Consider the following 25,097-nt stretch of genomic DNA (forward strand, 5'->3'; position numbering starts at 1 on the left):
ATACCGAGGGAGCCCGCGTGATCATCGAAGACTGGCGTCGCGACTACCACGCCAACCGGCCCCACTCCGCCCACGGTGAACTCACCCCGGCTGAGTTCGCTCTACAGTGGACCACAACCCATCAACCCCAAGCCGCATAGCGACTGGACCACCAAACGGGTCCCCTTCAATTCAAGCAGTGCTGATTGCGTGTTAAACAGTGCTGAACGGTGGCAACTCGCCGCCGTTGGCACCTTAGGGGGAGCTGGGCATCCTGCTGCCGTCAAGAGCCATTGCGGATGCGCTGCTGGATGAGCGCCGGGAGCTGACCGGGCTGGGCTAATTAAACCGGACTTAGCCCTCGCAGGCGATGCCGTCGTTATCGCGGTCCAGCTTGGGCTGGTAGTCGGAATCACCCTTCGGGATGTTGTACCGCCCGTCCTTGTGCGCCTCGGTGCAGTTCCGGTACGGCCCGCTAGCGGTTGCCAAGGGAGCAGTAACCGTTGCCCCGGTGATAATCCCTGCAGCAGCAGCAGCAGCAGCAGCAGCAGCAGCAGCAGCAGCAGCAGCAGCAGCAGCAGCAGCAGCGGCGGCGACCAATAGCGCGCGAATCACGGTGTCATTCATCCCTTCTGATGGCGATCTCACTGTGAGGTCGCAGGGAAATGTAGCGTGCCCTCGCTCCGCTCGCGGTGGTTTTGGTCGGTTCGAAAAGTGATCTAGATCATGGGGCGAGCTGGGATTGGTGGCGGCTCTTCGCCCCCGGGGTGCGGCTCGGGAGCGGGGTGGGCGACAGCCGTCGGTAGGTGTAGCGGACACGCTTTCGCGAAGGGCGCCGCGAGCGCGCGCCGGGTGCGTTGGAGGCCACAACAGAACTTTTCTCAAACCTCGCTGTCGGCAACACAGAAGCCCTCAAGCTGCCTCCAACGAACGGGCCCGTCGCAAAAGAGAACGCCACCCCCATTTCGGAGAGGTTTGGAAAGTAGTTGTCCCGTACATCTTTCGTCGCCGCGGCTTTGGCACTAGTTTTTTCCATGCCAGGCTGCTCCTCACCGGGTCCCTCTCAAGGTGCTCCTCATACGGCAACCCCCGCCCTGACCGCCGCACCCACCTCCACCCGCGCACCCGGCGCTGACTTTCACGGTCCAGTGGTGGGGGAATGCGATGCCGAGTCCGGTGCGTCGGTGACCTACATCAAGAAGCTGAATCTCACGACGGGAGAGGAGGTTGACACCGGTAGAAGTTTCCGATCCCTGGGTGTAATGCCAACACTGGCCCCTGGGCGGTTCAGCGGACGGAACAACAATGGAGTCCCGATAAAACCAAGCAGGTATGGGAGAGCAGTGAAGCCGGCCATATCGGTTTTAAGGGCACCCAAACTGGTCAGGTCACAGATGTGACATGTCTCCTAGCGCCAACTAATGGTGATTTCCAGCAAAAGCCCCGGCACAAGAATCCATTATTCGCCGCGGACGGTACCCCTGGTATTTCTGGACCAAGATGCGCGCGGCACAAATGGTGGTCAATGGAAGTGGTTTGATCTGAACACGCAGAAAATCGTGAAGACACAGACTGGATATCCAGGAGACCCCAGCCCTGTCGCACCTTTTTCAGCGGAAGGCTTTCTGGGCCCCCAAGGTGAGGTCGAGCCGATCAACAGCACCGCCGGCCAAATGGGATTGCTGGATTCGGACATTTGCGGAAGGCCGATCCGATGGTTGAATGACAAGCAGTACCTGACGGTTGGAGATTCAACAGACGGATTGGGAACCACCCCTGTATCTATCCGACTTTCGTCCTGGCAGCCGAACATACGAGTCATGCGGTAAGGCACTGAGTCCTACCGTGCCCAGGAACGTCGGGGCAATGAAAGATGCCATCATCGACCCTACTGGCAATATTTACTTTCTAATGAATGGTTCCAATGATCTCGCCCTCTATCAGGCCAACCCCGCCGACCCTTCGCAACCCAAAAAATTACCGTTTAAAGGTGCCTTTTTGGGTAAATGGTTTTGAAAGCCCGCGGGTTTTCGCTGGGTGGGAGTGAGCCGAATGGGCGATCCGGCCGCAAGAATTAGAGGGCTGCTGCCTTGATCGTCTCCACGCAATACGGACACACCTTCTCATCGACAGCCCTATAGTCGTGCAACCCCGCCGTGGGTACAGGTTGCCGATGTGCCCCTTCAATTCGCTGCACAACCGGTGACAACAACGTTCGCGTGGGACAGCTTGCCGCCCAATTCCGCGGAACTGGCTTGGCGGGCAATGGAATTGATCAACGGGTGTTCCAGGGACGGTATCCGCCGGCGCAGCCGCTCGAAGCGCCGCAACAACGCCAGTTGCTCTGGGGGGGGTCAGTGCCTCGCAGTCGAAGGCGGCGACCCCGTCGAACGCCGCGTCGAGCGTGTCCAGGGCGGCCGTCAGCGCCTCGCGATCAACGGCTCCCGCAGCACTCAAAAACCGCCGCTCAGGGACTACTGAAACATAAGTGACACAAGTGATTCGAGGAGCCGGGTGTCACGCATGGCGAACATGACGACCGCCGGCCGAAGCCGAATCAGTTGCTCAGCACCAACTTCCAGTTGCCGTTGACGTTGCGGTCCGGAACGCACCAGAAGTTGTTCCAGCTTCCCGGCGTCGTGGCCTTCACGCCCGGGCCGGCGTTCTGACACGCCTCCCGCGTGGGGTAGTTGCCCTCGGTCTGAATCGTGTCGGCGTTGCTGACGCCCACACCGACCGTGAGCAGCCCGGCCAACGCCAGCAGACCCGCGGCGGCAAAACGCTTCATGTCCATCCAATCCTCCTGTGGGAGCACGAACCGGCATTAACCGTATGCGGAATGGACAGACCGCGTAGTGCTTTTCGTCGGGAAGCTACGTTTGCTGCAGCGCCACCGCGGTGGCCACCGCTTCTAGCAGGCGACCGAGTTGCCCGGCGTCCCCGACGGTTCGGTCCCCGGCCGCCAGCCGGGTGAAGACACCGGCGATGAACGTGGTGACGGCGGTGGTCTGCGCGGCCAGCAGGGCCGGGTCGCGGGTGTCCGGCTGCAGGTGGGCGATGGCGTCGCGGGCCATGCCGTTGATCCGGGCGACGAACACCTGCGATGTTTCGGCCAGGCCCGGATCGCGAGCGGCGCCCAGCAGCAGTTCGTGGCGCGCTCTGTTCAGCATCAGCCCGGATCCGTTGGCCTGCATCATGGTGAGCCGGGCCAGGTGCGCGAACGGCGAGTGCGGATCGACCGGCTCGTCGATCACGGACTGCAGGTTGGCCACGTCGATCTCCGCGACGCGCTTGCCGACGCCGCGCAGCAGGGCCACGCGGGTGCGGTAGTAGTACGACGTCGTGCCCTCGGGGACACCGGCGACGCGGTCGACCTGCCCGTGGGTCAGCCCGCGCGAGCCGTCCTCGGCCAGCACCCGGATCGCCGCATCGCACAGGTCGCGGCGGCGTTCGTCGCCGTTGCGTTTTCGGGTTCCGGTGGTGGCCATGACCGTCCTCAGCGCAGCACGGTGCCGCCGTCGATGTTGACGACCTGGCCGTTGATCCATTCGCCCTCGGCCGAGAGCAGGAAGGCGACCAGCGCGGCGACGTCGCCGGGATCGCCGACGCGGGGTCCCCGGATGCGTTTGAGCGCGGCAGCTTCCAGGTCCGGCCATTGCGGCACCGAACGGATGGTCTCGGTCGCGGTGAACCCGGGTGCGACAGCGTTGCACCGGATGTTGTCCTTTCCCCACCGCGACGCGACGTGGCGGGTGAGCGCGCCGATGCCGGCTTTGGCGGTCGCATAGGCCGGCCGCGCGGGCTCGCCCTGGAACGCCGCCGCCGAGGACATGTTGACGATCGCCCCGCCGCCGCGGCTGAGCATCTGCGGGATGGCGTATTTCAACGCGGCCGCATACCCGCGCAGGCTCACCGCCATCACCCGGTCCCAGACGTCGAAGTCGATGTCGACGACGTCGGTGTCTGCGCGGATGGTGCTCATGTCGGCGCCCACGTTGAACAGCAGGTCTACCCCGTCGTAAGTGGTTGCGGCACTGTCGATCAGGTCCGCGACCGACACCGGGTCGGACAGGTCGAAGGCCACGTGGGTCGCCGTGCCCCCGGCCGCGGCGACGCGCGCGGCGGTCTGCTGCGCGGCGTCGGCGGCGACGTCGCCGATGACCACCCGGCAGCCCTCCTCGCCCAGCCGTGCGGCGGCCGCCGCGCCGAGACCGGTGGCGCCGCCGACGACGACCGCCACCTTGCCGGCCAGACCGCGCAGTGCCATGAGCACCCCTTCCCGCCTCAAGGATCCCGGAAGATAGGGATCCCGGAAGATATTGACTTTACCTCTAGAACTGTAGAGGATCGCCAGTCATGGCTGGGATTCATCGGGAGCGCCCCGGGGCCGGCGATCTCGCGGCGGCGACGGACACCCCCGCGCTACCCCTGGGCGACGGCGTCTGGATGTCCCCGGGGGTCTCCAACTCCTATGCGGTGGCCACCGACGAGGGGCGGGTCATCGTCAACGGCGGGCTGGTCTTCGAAGGACCCTTGCACCGCAAGGCTTTTGCCGACGTGGCCGGCCCGACGCGGGCCATCATCGTCACCCAGGGCCACGCCGACCACTGGGGCGGGGTGAACTCGCTGCGCGACGAGGAAACCCAAGTGCTGATGCACCGCAACTACCGGTACTGGCGCGACGACAACGCGCTGCTCATGGGGTACCGCGTGCCCAAGACGTCGTTCGCCTTCCAGAAGTTTTCCGACGCCGTGCTCGAGCACTTCAAGACGATCGACCCGGCGACCATCGACTTCTCGTTTCCCGAGCCGACCACGACCTTCGACCAGCGCCATGGAATGACGGTCGGCGGGCGCGCCTTCGAAGTGGCGTGGACGCCAGGGGGCGAGACCACCGACGCGCTGGCGGTGTGGCTGCCCGAGAATCGAATCCTGTTCAGCGGCAATCTGTTCGGTCCACTGTTCGGCCATGTCCCGAACCTGATGACCATCCGCGGCGACAGGTACCGCGATCCGATCCTCTACATCGAGTCGTTGAACACCGTGCTGGATTACGGACCGCGGCGACTGATCACGGGCCACTTCGCTCCGATCGAGGGCGCCGACCGCATCGCCGAGGAAGTCACCGCGATGCGCGACGGGATGCAGGCGGTGCACGATCGCACCGTCGAACTGATGAACTCCGGAGCCGACATCCACACCGCGATGCGCGATGTCAAGGTGCCCGAGCAGCTCGACATCGGCGAGGGCTACGGCAAGACCTCCTGGAATGTACGGGCCATCTGGGAGATGTACACCGGATGGTTCCGGCATCGATCCACCACCGAACTGTATGGCGTGGCGCAGGATTCGGTCGCCGCCGACGTGGTCAGCGCCGCTGGCGCCGAAGCGCTCACCGACGCGGCGCGCGCTCAACTGACCGCCGGGCGGCCGGTGCAGGCCATCCACCTCACCGACCTGGTCCTGGCCGCCCAGCCGCTGCATGCGGCGGCCCGGGCGGTGGCCGCCGACGCGCACGAAGTTCTGCTGACCGGAACCGAAAACTTCTGGGAGAAGGCCTGGCTGGCGAAATCCATCGACGAACTGAGATCCGACGAATTGAAGACCTCAGAAAGGGCATTGGAATGAACACCGTCAACTTCGATTTCACCGGCGCCCACGTGCTGGTGACCGGCGGCACCAGCGGCATCGGCAACGCGATCGCCGCCGCGTTCGCCGGTGCCGGTGCCGCGGTCACGGTGACCGGCACCCGCGGGTCGGCCGCAGACTATCCCGAGGCGGAGCTGGGCGCGTTCACCTACCGGCAGTGCCAGATCCAGGATTCCGAATCCGTTGACGCCCTGGCCGATTCGCTGGGTGAACTGGACATCCTGATCAACAACGCGGGCGGCCCCTATCCCGCGGGCGACGAATACGACCCGGACGGCTACGTCGCGTCGGTGACGCAGAACATGCTGGGCCCGATGCGGCTGACCATGCGCTGCCATGAGCGCCTGAAATCCAGCCGGGCGTCCGGCGGCGCGAGCGTCGTCAGCGTGGTCTCGATGTCCGCGTTCCGCTCGGCGGTCTTCGTCCCGGGCTACGCGTCGTCGAAGATGGGTCTGATCGCCCTGACGATGAACCTGTCCCGCCGATGGGCCAACGACGAGATCCGGGTCAACGCCATCGCGCCCGGGCTCATCGACACCCGAATGACCCACCCGGCCATGGGGATTCCCGAGGTGATGGACGTCGAGATCGGCTTCCACACCCCGCTCGGCAGGCCCGGCACACCCAAGGACTGCACCGGCGCGGCGCTCTTCCTGTGTACCGACGCCGCCTCCTACATCACCGGCAGCACGATCGCCGTCGACGGCGGATACCTGACGGTCTGAGCGATGAAGGCCCCGAACGAACTGGCCGACCTCTCGACCACCGACGACGTCTTCGAGCTGGCGGCCCGACGCACCGGTCTCATCGAAATCGACTCCGACTCGTGGCGGGATGGATTGCAGCTCATCCTGGACGAGCTCAACACCTCACCGGTGTTCACTCCGTTCGGCCGCGAACGGGTCCTCGACGACGCCACCAACGCGCTGGGGCGGCGCATGCAGGTGCACGGTTACATCGCGGCACACCCCGAGGTGCTGGACACGCCCGTCGAGCGGCCACTGATCGTGCTCGGCATGCCGCGCACCGGGACCACGGTGATCAGCTACCTGCTCGACCAGGACCCGGGCCGGCGATCGCTACTGCACTGGCAGTGCGTGGAACCCATCCCGCCCGCCGGCACCGACACATTGCGCACCGACCCGCGATGCCTGGCCCTGCTGGAGGAGCAGCGCAAGATCCTCGAGCTGGTCACGCAGGCGAAAATGCCGCTGCCGCACTGGGAAGACGCCGACGGCCCGACCGAGGACATGTTCATCCACAACCAGGATTTCAAGGGCCTGTCCTGGGATTCGTTCCTGCCGACGGATCGCTACGCGCGCTGGCTCTTCGACGAAGCCGACTTGAGCAGCACCTACGAATACCAGAAGCGGTACCTGCAGGTGCTGCAGTCCACCGCGCCCGGCAACTGGAGCCTGAAGATGCCGTCGCACTCGGTGCACATCGAGGCGCTGCTCAAGGTGTTCCCCGACGCGCGGCTGATCTGGGCGCACCGCGACCCGTACAAGGCCACCGGGTCGCTGTGCAACCTGTGGCGGCTGCCGCAGAGCCTGGTGATGAACACCGAACTGCTGGACCAGACGGACATGGGTCGCAACGCGATGTGGCAGATGCGCTACCACGTCGAGCGGCCGCTGCGGGTGCGCGACCGGATCGGCGACGAACGGTTCTTCCACATGTACTACCACGAGATGATGCGCGACCCAATGGACGTGATGCGGCGCATCTACCAGTGGGCGGACGAACCGCTGACCGCGGACACCGAAGCGCGCATGCGCAATTGGCTCACCGAGCACCCCCAGGACCGATTCGCGCTGAACGCCTATCGCCTCGAGGAATACGGCCTGAGCGTCGAACAGCTCGCACCCACCTTCGCCGAGTATCTCGAGACCTTCGACATCGAACTGGAGGGCACGCCGTGAAAGCAGTCGTGGTCACCGGGCCGGGCAAGGCCGAGGTCCTCGACACCGAGTGCCCCCGCGTCGGCCCGCGCGACGCGCTGGTGCGGATGCGCGCCTGCGGCATCTGCGGTTCCGACGCGTTCTACATCACCCTCGGCGGCATCCCGCCACGCCAGGGGCACACCCCGCTCGGACACGAACCCGCCGGGGAGATCGTCGAGGTGGGCGCGCGGGTGACCGGGCTGTCCGTCGGCGACCACGTCGTCATCAATCCGATGGTCGCGCCCAGCGGCATCATCGGCAACGGCGGCGCCACCGGAGCGCTGGCCGACTATCTGCTCATCGAAAATGCCGTCCGCGGAACAAGTCTCGAAGTGATCCCGGATCACATACCGTGGGAAGTGGCCGCACTCAACGAACCGATGGCCGTCGCGCGCCACGGCGCCAACCGCTGCCAACCCGAACCGACGGACAAGGTCGTCGTGTTCGGGGCAGGGCCGATCGGGCTGGGCGCCGTACTGGCCTTCAAATCCCTTGGTGTCGGCCATGTTGTCGTCGCGGACCTGATCCCGGGCCGCCTGAAGAAGGCGCTGCAGATCGGCGCCGACGCCGTCATCAACTCCGCCGAAGAGGACGTGGTGGCCCGGCTGATCGAATTGCACGGCCAAGGCGAATCGATGTTTCCCGGCAAAGCCGGCACCGACATCTATCTCGACGCGGCCGGGGTGCCCGCCGTCGTCAACACCGCGCTGGCCGCCGCGAAGAAGGGCGCCACCCTGGGAATCGTTGGCGTGCACAAGGAGCCGGTGCCGGTCGAGTTCGTCAACGTGATGAGCAACGAGATCACCATCCTCGGATCGATGGGCTACCCCGACGAAATCTTCGAGGTGACCAGGGATCTCGTCGCAAACTGGGAGAAGTACGCGCTGATCGTCAGCCACAGGATCCCGTTCGACAACGTCGGCGAGGCGCTCGAGCTGGCGCACACCCCGGGGGCCGCGGACAAGGTCGTCGTCACGTTCTGCTGACGTCGGTCCCCTGCGCCCCTAGGGGCCGGTGTATCCCGGCGGGTTGACGCCGTCCACCCAGAAGTCGACGCCCAGCTTCGAGCCGGGAATGCAGTCGTACACCGACAAATCCTTGACGCCGGAATCCACCAGTACGTCCTCGCACAGCAGCATGTTGCCGGTGAACTCCTTGGCCGGCTTGGTGAGGATGACGTAGGCCGCGTCGGAGTAGATCTCGGGCTTGCGGGCGCGTCCCATCGCCTCGTCGCCGCCGAGCAGGTTCTGCACCGCGGCGGTGGCCACCAGCGTGCGCGGCCACAGCGTGTTGGAGGCGATCCCCTCGTCGCGCATCTCCTGCGCGATGCCCAACGCGCACAGCGTCATACCGAACTTGGCCATCATGTACGCCGTCGGCTTCAGCCATTCCTGGCCCAGCAGCACCGGCGGCGACAGCGTCAGGATGTGCGGGTTCTCCCGGCCCTTCATGTGGGGCAGACACGCCCGCGACACCGCATATGTGCCCCGCACCTGAATGCCGTTCATCAGGTCGAACCGCTTCATCGGCACCTCGGTGATGGAGCCCAGGTTGATCGCCGACGCGTTGTTGACGCAGATGTCGATGCCGCCGAATTGTTCGACGGTCTTGGCCACGGCCGCCTCAACCGAATCCGGGTCGCGGACGTCCCCGACGATCGGCAGCGCCTGTCCGCCCGCTTCCTCGAGCTCCTTGGCGGCGGTGAACACCGTCCCCGGCAGCTTCGGGTGCGGCTCGGCGGTCTTGGCGATCAGCGCGATGTTGGCGCCGTCCTGCGCAGCGCGCTTGGCGATCGCCAGGCCGATACCGCGGCTGGCGCCGGAGATGAACATGGTCTTGCCCTGCAGGGACGTTTCGTGGGACATGGCGTCACACTAACGCCACGCCCGATCGGGCCGGATCGGGGTCCGATCGGGGCGGCCGGGGTCGCCGCGCGGCCAGATCGCGCTCCGGAGCTGGCGTCGAAATAGCGTGGAAATAGCGTGGAAATAGCGGGGTCGCGCGCGCTGTTGATCAAGTCGGTCTCACATGCGGTGGAGCGGACCCGGACGGACAGTGTCGGGGTCAGCCTTTAGATTGGGAGTAGCAGCGTGGTGTCAACGGCGACGAGCCTGTTGGGCGAGGAGTTGTTGGCTGGCCTCCTTGCGAGTCCGGGGGCGCTTTCGGTGCTCACCGGGAACACCGCCGCAGAAGGGACCGGGAGGATCATGGCCGACTCTGAAGATGGCCGCGACGGCGCGACGGGGCCCGAGATTCCCGAACCCGCAGCGCACGAGGAGACGGACGCGGAATTAACGGCGCGATTCGAACGCGACGCGATTCCCCTGTTGGACCAGCTCTACGGCGGTGCGCTGCGCATGACGCGCAATCCCGCCGACGCCGAAGACCTGCTGCAAGAGACCATGGTCAAGGCCTATGCGGGATTCCGCTCGTTCCGGGCCGGCACCAATCTCAAGGCGTGGCTGTACCGGATCCTGACCAACACCTATATCAACAGCTACCGCAAGAAGCAGCGCCAACCGGCCGAATATCCGACTGAGGAGATCACCGACTGGCAGCTGGCCTCGAACGCCGAGCATTCGTCCACCGGACTGCGGTCGGCCGAGGTCGAGGCCCTCGAGGCGCTGCCGGACTCGGAGATCAAAGAGGCGCTGGCGGCGTTGCCGGAAGAATTCCGGATGGCCGTCTACTACGCCGACGTCGAGGGTTTCCCGTACAAGGAAATCGCCGAGATCATGGATACGCCCATCGGAACGGTAATGTCACGGCTGCACCGCGGCCGACGGCAGCTGCGTGGCCTGTTGGCCGACGTTGCCAAGGAGCGGGGCTTCAACCGCGGTCAGCAGACGCACGAGGAGGTGTCGTCATGAGCGAGTTCTCCGGCCAGGGCGGTGCTTCGCCCGATGCCTGCCCCAACGACGAATCCCATGGCAGCGTCGGCTGCGCGGAGGTCATCCGCCAGGTCTGGCTGCTGCTCGACGGGGAATGCGGCCCCGACACCCGCGAGCTGCTGCGCCAGCATCTCGAGGCATGCCCCGGCTGCTTCAAGCACTACGGGCTCGAAGAGCGGATCAAGGCGCTGATCGCCACCAAATGCCGGGGCGAGAAGGCCCCCGAGGGATTGCGCGAGCGGCTACGGCTCGAGATCCGGCGCACCACGATCATCCGGGGTACGCAGACGTAGTAGCGACCCTTTACGAGTTGGGCCGCTTGCCGTGGTTGGCCTTGCTGTGCTTGCGGTCGCGCTTCTTCCGGCCCCGTTTGGCCATGGTGAAAATCCTCCGTGATTGCTTGTCAAACCAGGCGCCCAGCGCCCGTTGGCTTGTCGACCATTCTCTCACGAGACGTCCTGTGCAGTGTCTTCGCCCTCGTGGGGGCCCGTCGGGGGCCCGTGTGCCGCGGTCCCGACCGGTCCTGTGGTTCGATGTATCCGAGCCTGAATGGGCCTGATAGAACCGTGATGAACCAGCAGCCAGCCTTGCGCGAAGGCCGAAACGAGTGGGGTGAAGATGGCGGAGGATGTGCGTGCCGAGATCGTGGCCAGCGTGCTCGAAGTCGTGGTGAACGAGGGTGACGAGATCGGCAAAGGCGACATCGTGGTGCTGTTGGAGTCGATGAAGATGGAGATCCCCGTCCTGGCCGAAGTCGGCGGCACCGTCAGCAAGGTCAGTGTCGCGGTGGGTGACGTCATCCAGGCGGGCGACCTCATCGCGGTGATCAGCTAGCCGTCCGGGGCCCCCTCGATTAACACGCCGGGAACGACCCGGGGAGTCAGCGATGTCAACTCTCGGTGATCTGCTTGCCGAACACACCATGCTGCCGGGCAACGCGGTGGACCACCTGCACGCGGTGGTCGGGGAGTGGCAGCTGCTTGCCGACCTGTCCTTCGCCGACTACCTGATGTGGGTGCGCCGCGACGACGGCGTGCTGGTCTGCGTGGCGCAGTGCCGGCCGAACACGGCGCCCACGGCGCTACTGACCGACGCGGTGGGCACCGCCGTCGGATCCGACCGGTTGGGCCTGGTGGCCGAGACATTCGCGTCGGGCACCGCCCACCGGGATGACGTTGCGGGACATGAAGATTCGTGGTTGCCCGGCACCCACATCGAGGCGTCTCCGGTGCGCTACGGCGGCAAGGTGGTGGCCGTGCTCACCCACCATCAGACTGCGTTGGCCGCCGACCGCGCGTCCGGTCAGCTGGAGATCGCGTACCGGGAGTGCGCCGCCGATCTGGTCCACATGCTCGCGGAGGGAACGTTCCCGGACGTGGGGGACGTGGTCATGTCGCGTTCGACCCCGCGGGCCGGTGATGGCTTCATCCGCCTTGATGTGCACGGCGTCGTCGCGTACGCCAGTCCCAACGCGCTGTCGGCCTACCACCGGATGGGCCTGACCACCGAGCTGGAGGGACACCACCTCATCGAGGTCACCCGCCCGCTGATCTCCGACCCGTTCGAGGCCCAGGAGGTGGCCGAGCATGTGCAGGACCTGGTGGCCGGCGGGCGCAGCATGCGCATGGAGGTCGACGCCGGGGGAGCAACCGTGCTGCTGCGCACGCTGCCGCTGATGGTCGACGGCGCCAGCGCCGGTGCGGCGGTGTTGATCCGCGACGTCACGGAGGTCAAACGCCGCGACCGCGCGCTGATATCCAAGGACGCCACCATTCGGGAGATCCACCACCGGGTGAAGAACAACCTGCAGACCGTGGCGGCGCTGTTGCGCCTGCAGGCCCGCCGCACGGTCAACGCGGAGGGGCGGGAAGCCCTCATCGAATCGGTGCGCCGCGTGTCGTCGATCGCGCTGGTGCACGACGCGCTGTCGATGTCGGTGGACGAACAGGTGAACCTGGACGAGGTCATCGACCGGATCCTGCCGATCATGAACGACGTGGCGTCGGTGGACCGGCCGATCCGCATCAACCGGGTCGGCGATCTGGGGGTGCTGGACTCCGACCGGGCCACCGCGCTGATCATGGTGATCACCGAACTGGTGCAGAACGCGATCGAACACGCCTTTGACCCGGCGACCGAGGAAGGCTCGGTGACGATTCGCGCCGAGCGTTCCGCGCGCTGGCTCGACGTGGTGGTGCACGACGACGGCCGCGGGCTGCCGGAAGGATTCAGCCTGGAGACCTCCGACAGCCTCGGTCTGCAGATCGTGCGGACCCTGGTGTCGGCCGAGCTGGACGGCACCCTGGGCATGCGTCAGGCGTCCGCCCGCGGCACCGATGTGGTGCTACGGGTGCCGATCGGCCGGCGGACCCGCTTGCTGCTGTAGGACCGGTGACCCGCACGCAAAGGTGCGGCCCCGACTTTCGTCGAGGCCGCACGGTTTTGCGGTATCTGGGTTATACCCCGCTGCGGGCCTTCGTCCGGGCGTTGCGGCGCTTCAGTGCACGTCGCTCGTCTTCGCTCATGCCGCCCCATACGCCCGAGTCCTGGCCCGTGTTCAGGGCCCAACCGAGGCAATCTGTGGTCACCGGGCACCGATTACAGACCAGTTTCGCGTCAGCGATCTGCGCGAGCGCCGGGCCACTGTTCCCTACCGGGAAGAACAGCTCCGGGTCTTCGTCACGACAGACCGCCTTGTGGCGCCAATCCATACGTCTTTACTCCTTACTGAGTGCGCAGCAAGGCGCACGGCCATTTTCTTCGGCTGTTAACGCGTGCAGAGGAAAAGGAGTCCGGACTCCTACGTAAATTTCTGCATGCAACCTTTTGATCGTTTCACAGGCTCAACAGATGTCAATAGCGTGAGTTCGCTCGTGGGCTATCTCACTTTGATCAACTCGTAGCCAAGCCCTTACTCCGTTGTACTACACTCCACGGGCTGCTCCCCGGAAAATTTCGCCCGCACGGGCCGCCGGCGCATCGTTATCGCAGGTCAGTGCCGTTTCTGCTGTGGAGGGGCGACCACCGCCAGCGCGTCCGGGACCGCTTTGAACGTCATGGTTTCGCGCACGCCGAGGTAATCGCCGTCGAATTGGCAGGCGACGGGGCCTCCGGTGGAGGTAACTCGCAGGCACGGCAGGTCGTCCTCGGTGATGAGGTGCTTGAAGTTGAAGGTGGGCCGCTTGGCGAACATCTGCCGCACGATTCGCAGGGTCGGGATCGGCTTCATGGTGGTGGGCGCGAAGACCCCCAGGCCCGACTCGAAGCTGCAGCCGGGGTTGGTCCACACCGGGCGTTCGTTGGCGAAGGTCCACGGGCTGGAGTTCGACACGAACGCGAAGCTCACCCCGGTGAGGGGTTCGCGGCCGGGAAGTTCGAGCGTCAGCATCGGCTCGCGGCGGGTGTAGGCCCACACGGCGGGCACCGCCGCGCGGATGTAGCGCCACGCGGAAACCTTGCCGCCCTTGTCCCGTTCGGCCTCCACCGCGGCCACCACCTCGGCGTCGACGCCCATACCGGTGTTGAAGACGGCCCAGCGCTCGCCGCAGTCGATCAGCCCGATCCGCCGCCAGGTGCTGCGCCGCTGGTAGTCGTCGAGCAGCTGGATGAGCTGGTTGGTGGCCGCGACCGGATCCGCGGAGATGCCCAGGGACCGTGCCAGCACGTTGGCCGAACCGCCGGGCACGACGGCGACCGCCGGTATCGGGCCGGTCGGAAGTTGCCCGGGCCGGCCGAGCAGGCCGTTGACCACACCGCTCACCGTGCCGTCGCCGCCGTGCACGACCACCAGGTCGATCCCGTCAGCGACGGCCTTCTGCGCGAGCTCGGTGCCGTGACCGCGATGGTTGGTGTGTTCGACGCTGAGCTGCAGGCGGCTCTTGAGCGCATGTGCCAGCAGGTCGCGACCGGCGGCCGTGGTGGAAGTGGCTGTGGGGTTGACGATCAGCACGGCCCGCATGAGGCACGAGCTTATGCGGTGCGACGATGCGCGCCGCATCGCGGCGGGCGGTGGGGGCATCCCCAGCCGCGGAGCGGCGAGGGGGCGAGCGCCGCAATCGGCTGATGCGGGCCGCCTAAGCCCGCGCTGTGGGGAACCGCCAAGGCACGGACGGCGGCCCTGACTACGCTGTCGCTGTGACGCCGCCAGCCGCCCCGACCTCCGTTCGCCGCGCCGGCCTGGTCGTTGTCCTGCAGGGGATTGCGGCTTTGACCGTGGCGGTGGTGTTGGTGGTGCGCGGGATCGCGGGAGCCGACCAGCAGGTGGTCAACGGCCTGGCGACGGCGGGGTGGTTCGTCCTGGTCGGTGCCGCGGTGATCGCCGCGGGGCGCGCGCTGATCCTCGGCAAGCGCTGGGGCCGCGGGCTGGCGGTGATCACCCAGCTGCTGTTGCTGCCGGTGGCGTGGTACCTCGCGGTCGGATCACATCAGCCCGGCTTCGGGATTCCGGTGGGCGCGGTTGCGCTGGTCGTGCTGGGATTGCTCTTCAGTCCCGCCGCGGTGCGCTGGGCCGCCGGCGCTCAGGGCGATTCCGCCAACCCTGCCAGCGACGGCCCGGACAGCCGGTAGGTGGTCCATCGGCGCTGTGGTTCCCCGCCGATGCCGTCGTAGAGCCTGATGGCGTCGGCGTTCCAGTTCAGCACCGCCCAGGACAGCCGCGTGTAACCCCGCCGCAGGCATTCGGATGCCAGCGCGGCCAGCAGTGCCCTGGCCAGCCCGCGCCGGCGAAACTCCGGACGCACGAACAGGTCTTCCAGATAGATGCCCGCCACGCCGTCCCAGGTGGAGAAATTGACGAACCACAGTGCCATCGCCGCATTTTCGCCGTCCACCTCGGCCACGTGCCCGTACACCGTCGGCGGATCGCCGAAAAGCGCTGCCGCTATTTGTGTTTCGGTCACCATGCACTGATCGGCGGCGTGCTCGAAGTCGGCCAGCGCGTGGATCATCTCGGTGATCGCGGCGGTGTCTTCCCGCAACGCACGACGGATGTGCCGGCTCATTGCTCGACTCCCAGGGCGTTCAGGATGGTGCCGAATTTCGTTGTCGTTTCCGCGACTTCGTCGTCGGGGTCGGACTCGGCGACGATACCGCCGCCCGCCCGCGCCAGCGCGCTGCGCCGGTCCGCCGACAGCTGCGCACAGCGCAGCGACACCACCCAGCGGCCGTCGCCGCGGGCGTCACACCAGCCCACCGCCCCGGCGTAGAACCCGCGGTCGCCTTCCAGCTCGTCGATCAGCTGCATCGCGGCCTTGGTCGGCACTCCGCCGACCGCCGGTGTGGGGTGCAGCGCCAACGCCAAATCGATTGCGGTCGTTGATGTATCACGCAAACGTCCACCGATCGGCGTGCACAGATGCCACACGGTGGCGGTGCTGCTCAGCTGCGGTTCGGCGGCGATGGACAACTCGTCGCACAGCGGTTGCAGGGCGTCTTTGATGGTCTCGATGACCAGCTGGTGCTCGTGACGGTTCTTGGCCGAGGAGACCAGCGCGGCGCCGTTGGCGGCATCGGCGTCCGGGTCGGCGGCGCGCGGGGCCGAGCCGGCGAACGGCCGGCATTCGACACGGTCGCCGCTGCGCGCCACCAGGAGCTCGGGGCTGGCGCCCACCAGCACCGCCCCCGCATACTTCTCGCCTGCGGCGGTCAGATCGACCAGGTAGCCGTAGGCCGCGGGGTCCGCCGCGATGAGTCGGCGCAGCACCACCCGCGCATCCAGCGGGGCGTCGGCAATCAGCCGTAAGGCGCGGGCCAGCACCACCTTGTGCAGCGGGTTGTCGACCGCGGCGAGCTGCTCACACGCCCGGCGGATCCGGTCCCGGTAGTCGATCGGTGGTGGGATGGCTTCGGCCACCCGCACCGACGGCAGCCCGCCGGTCGGCCAGTCCGGCGGTCCCTCGGCGCGGCGCACCGCGTCGGGCGTCAGCAGCGCCGCGGGGCGCTCGACGTCAAAAGGCAACGCGCCCAAGACAATCGGCGTTTCCCCCGAACGCAGCGCGGCCTGCGCCGCGGCCACGTCGCCATACCGGCGCCGCACCCCGTCGGCGAGCAGGGTTTGCGTCGGCCCGCACAGCGCGAACGGCGGTTCGTGGTTGCTCACCCGGGTTTGATCGCCTGTGGCTGGCTGGTCAATCCGAGTGCGGCGAGCTGTCGCACGCCGTGCTCGAATCCGCAAACGGCGATGGAGCCGGCCAGCATCCAGAAGCGGCTGCCCTCGACGAGGGGCAGCTCCACCCAGCGGGTGATCACCGACCGGGAGAAGTGGCTGTGCCCCACGAACACCACGTCGCGCGAGCCCATGTGCTCCAACGCGAAGGCGACGGCCCGATCGGCGCGGTCGCTGACCTGCGCCACGCTCTCGCCACCGGGACAGCCGTGCGTCCAGACCAGCCAATCGGGCACCGATTCGTGGATCTGCGGGGTCGTCAGCCCCTCGTAGGATCCGTAGTCCCATTCGGCGATCAGCGGGGAGACCTCGTCGACGGTGAGCCCGGCCAGTTTGGCCGTGGTCAGGGCACGGATTCGCGGGCTGCTCACCACCAAGGGGTCGGCGAGGTTCAGTTCACGCAGAACGCGGCCGGCCAGCTCGGCCTGGACGCGGCCGGTGTCGGTGAGTTCAAGGTCGGTCCGGCCCGTGTGCTGGCCGGATTTCGACCACTCGGTCTCGCCGTGCCGGAGCAGGACCAGGCGATGGTTGTGCAAGCCCATATCAACCGATTCTGCCGGACGACATGCCGGGCCCGTCGGCCGCAGCGCCCGGCGAGCGAACGTGCCAGGATGGGCGTTGTTGAGCGCACGGCGACGACGCAGAGGGGAGAACCGCGCCTATGGCTGCTAGGACCCGGGTATTGGCGGTGGCCAACCAAAAGGGCGGCGTCGCCAAGACGACGACTGTCGCCTCGCTAGGCGCGGCGATGGTCGACGAGGGTAAGCGGGTGCTGCTGGTCGACCTCGACCCGCAGGGCTGCCTGACCTTTTCGCTGGGCCAGGACCCCGACAAACTACCGGTGTCCGTGCACGAGGTGCTGCTCGGCGAGGTCGAGCCCAACGCCGCGCTGGTCGAGACGGCGGAGGGGATGACGCTGCTGCCGGCCAACATCGACCTGGCCGGCGCCGAGGCGATGCTGCTGATGCGGGCCGGGCGCGAGTATGCGCTCAAGCGCGCGCTGGCCAAGCTCGGCGACCAGTTCGACGTGGTGGTCATCGACTGCCCGCCGTCGCTGGGTGTGCTCACCCTCAACGGGCTGACGGCCGCCGACGAGGTCATCGTGCCGCTGCAGTGCGAGACCCTCGCGCATCGCGGGGTCGGTCAGTTCCTGCGCACCGTCGCCGACGTCCAGCAGATCACCAACCCGGATCTGCGGCTGCTCGGCGCCCTGCCGACGCTGTACGACTCGCGCACCACCCACACCCGCGACGTGTTGCTCGACGTCGCCGACCGCTACAGCCTGCCGGTGCTGGCACCGCCGATTCCGCGCACCGTGCGGTTCGCCGAGGCCAGCGCCTCGGGCTCGTCGGTGATGGCCGGCCGCAAGAACAAGGGTGCGGTGGCCTACGGCGAGCTGGCGGCGGCGTTGCTCAAGCACTGGAAGAGCGGCAAGCCGCTGCCGACCTTCGCCGTCGAGGTCTAGACGGTATGAGGAGGCTGGGGCCTCGCCACATGTGAACGTGGGTTGCTGTCAGGAAGTTGGTCCTGGCCAGTAGAGCCACAGATGTGGATGGAGGCCCCAGTGAAGATTCAGCGTACGAGTGTTGGGTTGGATGTGCACGCGCGATCGGTGGTCGGGTGTGGTCTGGATGGGGATACCGGGGATCGTCTATTGCGGTGGACGAGCCTGGATCCGTGAGCATGAGCGGTGGCTGCGTCGGCAGCGGTTCGACAGCGCCGCGCTGCAGCTGGCCTACGACACCGCTTTCGACGCGATGCTGGCCACCCTCGAGCGCCGGGAGCGTCTCGATACCGCGATCGCCGAGATGGCCGCTGATTCGCAGTTCACCCCGGTGGTGACCCGGCTGGGGTGTCTGCGCGGGGTGTCCACGCTGACCGCGTTCGGGCTGGCCGCCGAGATTGGTGACTGGTCTCGGCTGACTGGCCGCAGTATCGGCGCCTACCTGGGGCTGGTGCCCAGCGAGTACTCCTCAGGAGCGACGCGGACCCAGGGCGCGGTGACCAAGACCGGCAATGGTCATGCCCGCCGACTGCTGGTCGAAGCCGCTTGGCATCACCGAGCCCCCTACCGGCCGGGCACTGTGATGCGGCGCCGTTGGGATGCCGCATCCCCCGCCGCGCGGGCCCGTGGCCAGGCCGGTAATCGGCGCCTGCATGAACGCTGGATGCGTTTCGATGAGCGCAAGAAACGCTCGGTGGTGGCCAACGCCGCGATCGCGCGTGAGCTGGCCGGATGGTGCTGGTCGCTGGCCGTCCTCGACGACTGAGCGGCCCACAAATGTCCAGATGAGTCACCGAGGTGCCGGCAAGCGTCTTGGAGTGACCCGCGTCGCCGCTATGAGCGATCGTGTTGCAACACAACCGATCACGCTCGACATCTAGACAAGCGGACCGCTCCGACTCGAAAGTCCCGTCCTGCGGTAGCCAACCCGCGTATATCAGACTGACACGCGTCGACACGACACGCTCGGCACCAGACAAATGACTTATCTGGTCAACGAAGCGGCGGCCATGACGACGGTTGCGGCCGCCGCTTCACCCTGCCCACTTGACAAGATGTCTCCCATATCAGTGGCGATCGCAAGCGCGGCGGAGCCGGGCGCAGCGGGTCGCCACCATCGGGTCTAGTGGCGATCGCAAGCGCGGCGGAGCCGGGCGCAGCGGGTCGCCACCATCGGGTCTGGCCCAGGCCCCGCGAGCATGGGGGATATGGACGAATTCTGGGTCATTTTCGTACCTAAGGCCCACACTCGACGGCCCTGTTCTCACTAGCCCAAGGCGACCACGGTGTCGCCGCGCTGCTCGAGCACCCGGGATCCGATCACGGCCGGGAACACCGGTTTCCCGGCCGGCGGCGCGCTCGTCGACCGGTCCACCGGGATGTAGCGTTCGTTGGCCCCGGTGAGCGGGTCGTAGAGCCCGATGGCTCCGCTGACCGGCACCAGGAGCCGGCCGGCCATCATCACCCCTGGCCCCAGCGGCGCCGTCGTGCCGCCCGCCGCGATGGTGTAGCGCAGTGCCATCGTGCCCGCGTCGAAAACCATCAGCGAATCGCCCGTCCACCAGGTGATCAGGGTGCCCGGATGGGAAGTCACCGCCGAGCGCGACGGGGGCTTGGCCAGCGGCGTGCTCGACACGGTGGCGCCGGTTTCGTCGATCACGTCGACCCGGGGCTGGGGCGCCGGCAGGTAGACCGCGGTGGTGTTCTCCGAGACGGCCAGCACCCGGGCGCCCGAATCCGGCGCGATCCCCGGTTCGGCCACGATGTGTTGCTGGGGTTCGTCGTCATCCTTGCCGGGGCGCAGCAGCACCAACCGCAGGTCGGCCTGATTCGCGCAGCTCTCCAGCACCGACACCGCCTGCGAACTGGCCGCGGCCGAAAAGAGCTTGCATCCGGAGTGCAGTCCGCGCGTCGCCGGTTTCACCCGGGCGTCGGTCTCGCCGTAGGTCAGCATCCGGACCATGTCCGAACGCCAGAGTTCCAGCCGGGTGTCGCCGACCGACAACACCGTCATGCCGTCGGAGGAGAGCCGCACCTGCGGATCGGCGTAGCCGCTGCGGGCGGGCCCGCGACGGCCGGTGGAGCCGTCCAGTGTGCTCACCTGCCCGCAGCCGCGGTCGTCGCGGTAGACCGCGACGGCGTAGCGGTACAACCAGGTGACCCCGCACAGATCGGTGTCGCGGGCGTAGCTCCAGCGGGACTGGCCGGTGTCGGGATCGCGCCCGTCGATCCGGCGGCCCGCACCGGTGACGACCTCCCCGCCGGCCACGACCGGGGCGGTGGTTGCCGGACTGGCGGCGCTCCACAGCTGTTTCAGACCGGCCGGCACCTGCCGGGCGGGGCTCGGGTTGGATGCGGGGACGGCCGCGGGCCGGCTGGTGGTGGCCCGGGCGTCGCTGGTCCACCAGATCAGCGCCGCGACCGCTGCGACGACGACCGCGATGGCCGCGGCGGCGAGGATGTCGCCCTTGGTCCGGCGCTCGGGTCTGACCATGCGTCGGCGTGGGCTTTTAGTTGCTGTGCGGGGCGGCCGCTGTGGCGGCTTGCCCTTCCGCCGGCTTGCGGCGCCGACGGCGGCGTCGGGTGGAGCCGGCGTTGCCCGGGGGCGAGGCGGCAGGTGTTTCCGCGGCGGCCTCGCCGTTGCTGCTCGCGGACCCGTTGTTCGACGGGTGGGCGGTGACGGGCTGGCCGCCACGGGTGCGCCGGCGGGTGCCGGAGCGGCGCGCTGGCTTCTCCGACTTCTGCTCCGGCTTCCTGCCGTCGCGGTCGCCGGTGCGGCGCTGACCCTGCGGCTTACGGGCCGTGCCCACGGTGCCGGCGGCCTCGGCGGGGATGTCCAGTTCGGCGTAGAGGTGCGGAGAGTTGGAGTAGGTCTCGGCGGGCGCGGGGCAGTCCAGCCCCAGCGCCTTGTCGATCAGCGACCAGCGGGGCAGCTCGTCCCAATCCACCAGGGTGACCGCGACGCCGGTCTTGCCGGCGCGACCGGTGCGTCCGATGCGGTGCACGTAGGCCTGCTCGTCCTCGGGAATCTGGTAGTTGATGACGTGGGTGACGTCGTCGATGTCGATGCCGCGGGCGGCCACATCGGTCGCGACCAGCACGTCGACATCGCCGGTCCGGAAGGCCTTCAGCGCCTTCTCGCGGGCCACCTGGCCCAGGTCGCCGTGCACCGCGCCGACCTTGAAACCGCGCTCGGCCAGGTCATCGGCCACCTTCTGCGCGGTGCGCTTGGTGCGGGTGAAGATCATCGTGGCGCCGCGACCTTCGGCCTGCAGAATGCGGCTCACCATCTCCACCTTGTCCAGGGCGTGTGCCCGGTAGACGTACTGCACGGTGGTGTCGTGGGTGGCCGCCGAGTGCGGCGCTTCCGCCCGGATGTGGGTGGGCTGGTTCATGAAGGTGCGGGCCAGCGTGATGATCGGGTCCGGCATGGTCGCCGAGAACAGCATGGACTGCCGGTCGGTCGGGATTTGGCGCAGGATGCGCTCGATGTCGGGCAGGAAGCCCAGGTCGAGCATCTCGTCGGCTTCGTCGAGCACCAGCACCGACAGCCCGCCGAGTTGCAGGTGATTCTGTTGGCTCAGGTCGAGCAGCCGGCCCGGCGTGCCCACCACGACGTCGGCGCCGGCGCGCAGCGCCTCGATCTGCGGTTCGTAGGGGCGCCCGCCGTAGATGGGGACCACCGACAGCGGCCGGCCGTCTTCGGCGGTCAGGTGCTTGGCCGCCAGCGTCAGGTCACCGGTGACCTGCAGGCACAGCTCGCGGGTGGGCACCACGATCAGGGCTCGCGGTGTGCCGTTGAGCGGCCGCGCGGCGGTGCCGGCGGTGATGCGCTGCAGCAGCGGCACGCCGAAGGCGAAGGTCTTGCCCATACCGGTGCGGGCCTGGCCGATCAGATCGTCGCCGGCCAGCGCCATCGGCAGGGTCAATTCCTGGATGGCAAAAGGGCTTTCGATTCCCTTTTCGGCAAGTGCGCGCACGATTTCGTCGCGGACGCCGAGTTGGGCAAAGGTCAGTTCAGTTGTGCTGGTGAGTGTGGTCATGCGTGGGTAGATAGCCTCTCGGTGACGTATCGGTTGGGGTCGGTATTTCTCTGTCGCGGTCACGCGCGCACGAGTTCCGACTCCGAATACGTCGCCGAGTCGCCGGCCCTGGCTCAGTCTGGGAGGGCCCCAGTCAGGGCGGGCCAGCTGTGCACGCACATTTCGCCGATAGCGGCTTGAAAAACAATTACGGCATAAATACAGCCGCCATCTACCTACATGATAGCTGGTCGACAGCTGGCTCCCATTTCGCGCTAAGTCAGCCGACTACAGTGTTGCCATGACCCGGCCCTCCTGCGAGCCCTCCCAAGCCGACCCGGAAGCCGACCGCATCGGCGATTCGCCCGCCCCGCGGCTGTCGGCTGATCACCCGGGTGTCAACGAGTTGTTCGCGGTCCTGGCCTACGGCGAGATCGCCGCGTTCTACCGGCTCACCGACGAGGCGCGGATGGCCCCCGACCTGCGCGGACGGATATCGATGGCGAGCATGGCCGCCGCCGAGATGCAGCACTACGAGCGGCTGCGCGACGCGCTGGAAAGCCGCGGCGTCGACGTGGTGCCGGCGATGTCCAAGTACGTCTCGGCGCTGGAGAACTACCACCGGCTGACGATGCCCAGCACGTGGCTGGAGGCTCTGGTGAAGACCTACGTGGGCGACGCCCTGGCGGCTGATCTGTACCTGGAGATCGCGGACCGCCTGCCCGACGAGGTCGCCGATGTGGTGCGCGCGGCGCTGGCGGAGACCGGGCACTCGCAGTTCGTCGTCGCCGAGGTGCGCGCCGCGGTGACCTCCAGCGGCAAGCAGCGCAGCCGGCTGGCGCTGTGGTCACGCCGCCTGTTCGGCGAAGCGATCACCCAGGCCCAGTACCTGCTGGCCGACCACGACGAGCTGGTCGACCTGGTGATGGCGGGCGCCGGCGGCCTGGGCCAGCTCAACGCGTTCTTCGACCGTCTGCAGCACACGCACGACCGGCGCATGCACGAACTGGGCCTGAGCTGATCCTCAGCGCAGCGGGTCGCGGCGATAGGGCTCAGCGTGCGCAGGTCGCCATGTTCGAGTTGTTGCCCGACGCGATCACCCGCTGACCGGCGGCGTTGAAGATCGAGCAGCTGAGCTGACCGTAGAAGCTGGTCGCGACGACCGATTCGGTCTGCACGCCCGGGTTCAGCACCACCACCTTCGACCACGGCAGCGACACGTTGAACTCGGTCTGCGGCACGCCCCGCGCGTCGGTGTAGACGATGTTCACCAGGTCCAGCAGCTGCTTGGTTCCGTTCACGCTGTAGACGACGGTGCGCGGGTTCAGCGCGGCCGTCGGCGGTGCCGCAGCTAGCGGCGGCGCGACGGTGGGCGCTGCCGCCGAAGGCGGTGCGGTGGGCGCGGCGCTGGGTGTGGTGACCGTGGTGAAGGTCTCGGCCGGCAACTGGGACGGGCCGGGGGCGGCGCTGGGCGGCACGGATGCCTTGGTGGTCGCTGGCGCCGAGGTCACCGGGTGCGGGACCGGCGCACCCAGCGTGGCCTTGGTCGACGCGCTGTCGCCGCTGTTGATGACGACGGCGGTGGCGATGGCGCCCAGGGCTACCACCGCTCCCACGATCGCCGTGGCGGGACGCCAGCGCGAGTCGGCCGGCCAGCCCGTCCAGTTGTAGTCGGCGTTCAGGTAGGGATCGGTATCGCAGGCGTCGTCAACGTCGTCGTCGGGGTAAGCCCGGATCCTGTCGTCGAGGTGCGGCAGTGTGGTACCCATGGTGCCGAAGTTAGCCATGTGAAAACACAGATCGGCTATCGCGCGGGTGTGTGAGACAACCTGCAAGCGAATCGTTATCGGGCTGCGACCGTGGTCCCGCTTTCGCTGACCGCGAAGTGTGGGGCTGTAGGCGGTGGTGGTCAGCCGCGTCCACTAGCCTCTGCTGACAGGGCTGGGACTGCAACACCTGCGGAAAGCGTCAATACCCATGGAAGGGGTGACCGTGGAGGTCAAGATCGGTATCTCGGATAGTCCGCGCGAGCTGGTCCTTGCCAGCGCCCAGACACCCGCCGAAGTCGAGGAATTGGTCAGCGCCGCGCTGAGCGACGGGTCGGGTCTGCTCCGGCTGAGCGATGAACGGGGCCGTCGCTTCCTGATTCACACCAGCAAGATCGCCTACGTGGAGATCGGCGTCGCCGACGCGCGCCGAGTGGGCTTCGGGATCGGCGCCGAAGCCGGCAAGCACGCCGGCAAGGGCCTCAAGAGCGAGTAAGCGGCACGTGTGACAGTCCGCCCCAGGCGAACTGGACGGTGCCCTCGACGGCGTCCGCCTTGGAAATCGGGCGATCGGAGTCCAGCCAGTACCTGGCGCAGTCGACGCTCATGCCGACCAGCCCGACCGCGATCATCCGGGCCCGGTGCGGGTCCAGCCCGGAGTCCTCGCTGATCAACGCGAAGACCGCGTCGATGCACGATTCGGTCGCGACGCGCACCTGGGCGGCCACTTCGGGTTCGGTGACGTAGTCGTTCTCGAAGATCAGCCGGTAACCCTGGCTGTCGTGCTCGATGAAATCGAAGAACGCCTGCACCGCGGCATGCAACCGGCGCCGGTTGTCGGTGGTGGTGTTCAGTGCCTGCTGCACGCCCGAGACCAGGTTCTCCACATGCCGCGCCAGCACCGCCAGGTACAGCTCGAGCTTGCTCGAAAAGTGTTGATACAGAACGGGTTTGCTAACCCCGGCGCGATCGGCAATCTCGTCCATGCCGGCCGCGTGGTAGCCGCGGTCGACGAAGACATCGCTGGCCACGATGAGCAATTGGCCACGCCGCTCGTCGCGGGGCAACCGGTTGCCCCGCCGGTTCGAGACCCCGGCTGCGTCCGCCGGCCGACCGCGGTCACCCGATCTGACGGCGCGCCGCGCCGGCGCCTTGGCGAGTTCGCTCATCGATTCCTCAT

The 25,097-nt window shown here is 67.4% G+C and carries 28 protein-coding genes and 2 pseudogenes; 15 read left to right on the forward strand and 15 right to left on the reverse strand.

Annotation, left to right across the window (positions count from 1 at the left end; all coding sequences use genetic code 11):
• Positions 1–11 precede the first annotated feature (11 nt).
• Positions 12–140, forward strand: a pseudogene (locus G6N50_RS27090) (integrase core domain-containing protein); the annotation flags it as partial.
• 193 nt (positions 141–333) lie between these two features.
• On the opposite strand, the gene G6N50_RS30185 reads toward G6N50_RS27090, so the two are convergent.
• Complete coding sequence (locus G6N50_RS30185; RefSeq protein WP_083096191.1) at positions 334–606, reverse strand: excalibur calcium-binding domain-containing protein; 273 nt, start codon at positions 604–606, stop codon at positions 334–336.
• 1,239 nt (positions 607–1,845) lie between these two features.
• On the opposite strand from G6N50_RS30185, the gene G6N50_RS27100 reads away from it, so the two are divergent.
• Positions 1,846–1,995: a hypothetical protein gene (locus G6N50_RS27100; protein WP_158086086.1), complete on the forward strand. Its 150-nt coding sequence runs from the start codon at positions 1,846–1,848 to the stop codon at positions 1,993–1,995.
• Between the two features lie 541 nt (positions 1,996–2,536).
• Here G6N50_RS27100 and G6N50_RS27105 read toward each other — a convergent pair.
• From G6N50_RS27105 to G6N50_RS27115, 3 genes are all read right to left on the reverse strand, one after another.
• Positions 2,537–2,773: a hypothetical protein gene (locus G6N50_RS27105; RefSeq protein ID WP_067833101.1), complete on the reverse strand. Its 237-nt coding sequence runs from the start codon at positions 2,771–2,773 to the stop codon at positions 2,537–2,539.
• Between the two features lie 79 nt (positions 2,774–2,852).
• Positions 2,853–3,467, reverse strand: a complete 615-nt coding sequence (locus G6N50_RS27110; RefSeq protein WP_083096189.1) for a TetR/AcrR family transcriptional regulator — start codon at positions 3,465–3,467, stop codon at positions 2,853–2,855.
• A gap of 8 nt (positions 3,468–3,475) precedes the next feature.
• Positions 3,476–4,246 (reverse strand): SDR family NAD(P)-dependent oxidoreductase, encoded by a 771-nt coding sequence (locus G6N50_RS27115; RefSeq protein ID WP_083096187.1) that lies wholly within the window; start codon positions 4,244–4,246, stop codon positions 3,476–3,478.
• An 89-nt stretch (positions 4,247–4,335) separates the two neighbouring features.
• On the opposite strand from G6N50_RS27115, the gene G6N50_RS27120 reads away from it, so the two are divergent.
• The 4 genes from G6N50_RS27120 to G6N50_RS27135 are packed head-to-tail and all read left to right on the forward strand — an operon-like array spanning position 4,336 to position 8,557.
• Positions 4,336–5,607 carry an alkyl sulfatase dimerization domain-containing protein gene (locus tag G6N50_RS27120; RefSeq protein ID WP_083096186.1) on the forward strand — a complete coding sequence of 424 codons (1,272 nt, stop codon included), beginning with the start codon at positions 4,336–4,338 and terminating at the stop codon, positions 5,605–5,607.
• Positions 5,604–6,353 carry an SDR family NAD(P)-dependent oxidoreductase gene (locus G6N50_RS27125; protein ID WP_083096184.1) on the forward strand — a complete coding sequence of 250 codons (750 nt, stop codon included), beginning with the start codon at positions 5,604–5,606 and terminating at the stop codon, positions 6,351–6,353. Before G6N50_RS27120 ends, G6N50_RS27125 begins: the two co-directional genes overlap by 4 nt.
• Before the next feature lie 3 nt (positions 6,354–6,356).
• Complete coding sequence (locus G6N50_RS27130) at positions 6,357–7,550, forward strand: sulfotransferase family protein (RefSeq protein ID WP_083096182.1); 1,194 nt, start codon at positions 6,357–6,359, stop codon at positions 7,548–7,550.
• Positions 7,547–8,557, forward strand: a complete 1,011-nt coding sequence (locus G6N50_RS27135; RefSeq protein ID WP_083096181.1) for a zinc-dependent alcohol dehydrogenase — start codon at positions 7,547–7,549, stop codon at positions 8,555–8,557. The genes G6N50_RS27130 and G6N50_RS27135 overlap by 4 nt, the downstream gene beginning before the upstream one ends.
• 18 nt (positions 8,558–8,575) lie before the next feature.
• Here G6N50_RS27135 and G6N50_RS27140 read toward each other — a convergent pair whose 3' ends face one another.
• Positions 8,576–9,436: an SDR family oxidoreductase gene (locus G6N50_RS27140; RefSeq protein ID WP_083096179.1), complete on the reverse strand. Its 861-nt coding sequence runs from the start codon at positions 9,434–9,436 to the stop codon at positions 8,576–8,578.
• Between the two features lie 342 nt (positions 9,437–9,778).
• Here G6N50_RS27140 and G6N50_RS27145 point away from each other — a divergent pair, with 342 nt between their 5' ends.
• Together G6N50_RS27145 and rsrA are read left to right on the forward strand one after the other, a co-directional pair.
• The gene (locus G6N50_RS27145; protein WP_083096281.1) at positions 9,779–10,441 is read left to right on the forward strand and encodes a sigma-70 family RNA polymerase sigma factor; all 663 of its coding nucleotides are present in this window, start codon (positions 9,779–9,781) and stop codon (positions 10,439–10,441) included.
• The gene (gene rsrA, locus G6N50_RS27150; RefSeq protein WP_083096177.1) at positions 10,438–10,755 is read left to right on the forward strand and encodes a mycothiol system anti-sigma-R factor; all 318 of its coding nucleotides are present in this window, start codon (positions 10,438–10,440) and stop codon (positions 10,753–10,755) included. The genes G6N50_RS27145 and rsrA overlap by 4 nt, the downstream gene beginning before the upstream one ends.
• 10 nt (positions 10,756–10,765) lie before the next feature.
• Here rsrA and G6N50_RS30190 read toward each other — a convergent pair whose 3' ends face one another.
• Positions 10,766–10,840, reverse strand: a complete 75-nt coding sequence (locus tag G6N50_RS30190; protein WP_085976515.1) for a 50S ribosomal protein bL37 — start codon at positions 10,838–10,840, stop codon at positions 10,766–10,768.
• Between the two features lie 240 nt (positions 10,841–11,080).
• Here G6N50_RS30190 and G6N50_RS27155 point away from each other — a divergent pair, with 240 nt between their 5' ends.
• Complete coding sequence (locus G6N50_RS27155) at positions 11,081–11,296, forward strand: biotin/lipoyl-binding carrier protein (RefSeq protein WP_067833296.1); 216 nt, start codon at positions 11,081–11,083, stop codon at positions 11,294–11,296.
• A gap of 52 nt (positions 11,297–11,348) precedes the next feature.
• A complete protein-coding gene (locus G6N50_RS27160; protein ID WP_083096176.1) occupies positions 11,349–12,848 on the forward strand; it encodes a sensor histidine kinase in 1,500 nt (499 codons plus the stop codon).
• 70 nt (positions 12,849–12,918) lie between these two features.
• On the opposite strand, the gene whiB1 is transcribed toward G6N50_RS27160, so the two are convergent.
• Both whiB1 and G6N50_RS27170 read right to left on the reverse strand, forming a co-directional pair.
• Positions 12,919–13,173: a transcriptional regulator WhiB1 gene (gene whiB1, locus G6N50_RS27165; protein WP_067833154.1), complete on the reverse strand. Its 255-nt coding sequence runs from the start codon at positions 13,171–13,173 to the stop codon at positions 12,919–12,921.
• A gap of 281 nt (positions 13,174–13,454) precedes the next feature.
• Positions 13,455–14,420 (reverse strand): diacylglycerol/lipid kinase family protein, encoded by a 966-nt coding sequence (locus G6N50_RS27170; RefSeq protein ID WP_083096174.1) that lies wholly within the window; start codon positions 14,418–14,420, stop codon positions 13,455–13,457.
• Between the two features lie 176 nt (positions 14,421–14,596).
• On the opposite strand from G6N50_RS27170, the gene G6N50_RS27175 reads away from it, so the two are divergent.
• Positions 14,597–15,028: a hypothetical protein gene (locus G6N50_RS27175; protein WP_083096172.1), complete on the forward strand. Its 432-nt coding sequence runs from the start codon at positions 14,597–14,599 to the stop codon at positions 15,026–15,028.
• On the opposite strand, the gene G6N50_RS27180 is transcribed toward G6N50_RS27175, so the two are convergent.
• Genes G6N50_RS27180 through G6N50_RS27190 form a run of 3 tightly spaced genes read right to left on the reverse strand, consistent with a single transcriptional unit; the run spans position 14,980 to position 17,167 of the window.
• The gene (locus G6N50_RS27180; RefSeq protein ID WP_083096171.1) at positions 14,980–15,462 is read right to left on the reverse strand and encodes a GNAT family N-acetyltransferase; all 483 of its coding nucleotides are present in this window, start codon (positions 15,460–15,462) and stop codon (positions 14,980–14,982) included. The two genes, G6N50_RS27175 and G6N50_RS27180, sit on opposite strands and share 49 nt — an antisense overlap.
• Positions 15,459–16,559: an isochorismate synthase gene (locus G6N50_RS27185; protein ID WP_083096169.1), complete on the reverse strand. Its 1,101-nt coding sequence runs from the start codon at positions 16,557–16,559 to the stop codon at positions 15,459–15,461. The genes G6N50_RS27180 and G6N50_RS27185 overlap by 4 nt, the downstream gene beginning before the upstream one ends.
• Entirely contained in the window at positions 16,556–17,167 is a 612-nt protein-coding gene (locus G6N50_RS27190) for an acid phosphatase (RefSeq protein WP_083096167.1), read from the reverse strand. The genes G6N50_RS27185 and G6N50_RS27190 overlap by 4 nt, the downstream gene beginning before the upstream one ends.
• Positions 17,168–17,286: 119 nt before the next feature.
• Here G6N50_RS27190 and G6N50_RS27195 point away from each other — a divergent pair, with 119 nt between their 5' ends.
• Positions 17,287–18,090 (forward strand): ParA family protein, encoded by an 804-nt coding sequence (locus G6N50_RS27195; RefSeq protein ID WP_083096166.1) that lies wholly within the window; start codon positions 17,287–17,289, stop codon positions 18,088–18,090.
• A gap of 178 nt (positions 18,091–18,268) precedes the next feature.
• Positions 18,269–18,895, forward strand: a pseudogene (locus G6N50_RS27200) (transposase); the annotation flags it as partial.
• 501 nt (positions 18,896–19,396) lie between these two features.
• Here the strand turns inward: G6N50_RS27200 and G6N50_RS27210 are convergent.
• Both G6N50_RS27210 and G6N50_RS27215 read right to left on the reverse strand, forming a co-directional pair.
• Positions 19,397–20,623, reverse strand: a complete 1,227-nt coding sequence (locus tag G6N50_RS27210; protein WP_163650904.1) for an Rv3212 family protein — start codon at positions 20,621–20,623, stop codon at positions 19,397–19,399.
• 16 nt (positions 20,624–20,639) lie between these two features.
• Positions 20,640–22,172 carry a DEAD/DEAH box helicase gene (locus tag G6N50_RS27215; RefSeq protein WP_083096160.1) on the reverse strand — a complete coding sequence of 511 codons (1,533 nt, stop codon included), beginning with the start codon at positions 22,170–22,172 and terminating at the stop codon, positions 20,640–20,642.
• Between the two features lie 280 nt (positions 22,173–22,452).
• On the opposite strand from G6N50_RS27215, the gene G6N50_RS27220 reads away from it, so the two are divergent.
• On the forward strand, positions 22,453–23,172 hold the full coding sequence (locus G6N50_RS27220; RefSeq protein WP_083096159.1) for a ferritin-like fold-containing protein: 720 nt from the start codon (positions 22,453–22,455) through the stop codon (positions 23,170–23,172).
• A gap of 31 nt (positions 23,173–23,203) precedes the next feature.
• Here the strand turns inward: G6N50_RS27220 and G6N50_RS27225 are convergent, their stop codons facing one another.
• On the reverse strand, positions 23,204–23,920 hold the full coding sequence (locus G6N50_RS27225) for an MmpS family transport accessory protein (RefSeq protein ID WP_083096279.1): 717 nt from the start codon (positions 23,918–23,920) through the stop codon (positions 23,204–23,206).
• Positions 23,921–24,143: 223 nt separating this feature from the next.
• On the opposite strand from G6N50_RS27225, the gene G6N50_RS27230 reads away from it, so the two are divergent.
• The gene (locus tag G6N50_RS27230) at positions 24,144–24,413 is read left to right on the forward strand and encodes a DUF3107 domain-containing protein (protein WP_142275609.1); all 270 of its coding nucleotides are present in this window, start codon (positions 24,144–24,146) and stop codon (positions 24,411–24,413) included.
• Here the strand turns inward: G6N50_RS27230 and G6N50_RS27235 are convergent.
• A complete protein-coding gene (locus G6N50_RS27235) occupies positions 24,400–25,086 on the reverse strand; it encodes a TetR/AcrR family transcriptional regulator (protein ID WP_083096156.1) in 687 nt (228 codons plus the stop codon). The genes G6N50_RS27230 and G6N50_RS27235 overlap by 14 nt on opposite strands.
• Between the last annotated feature and the right edge of the window lie 11 nt (positions 25,087–25,097).

The organism is Mycobacterium mantenii (genome assembly GCF_010731775.1).
GTDB classification, from domain to species: domain Bacteria; phylum Actinomycetota; class Actinomycetes; order Mycobacteriales; family Mycobacteriaceae; genus Mycobacterium; species Mycobacterium mantenii.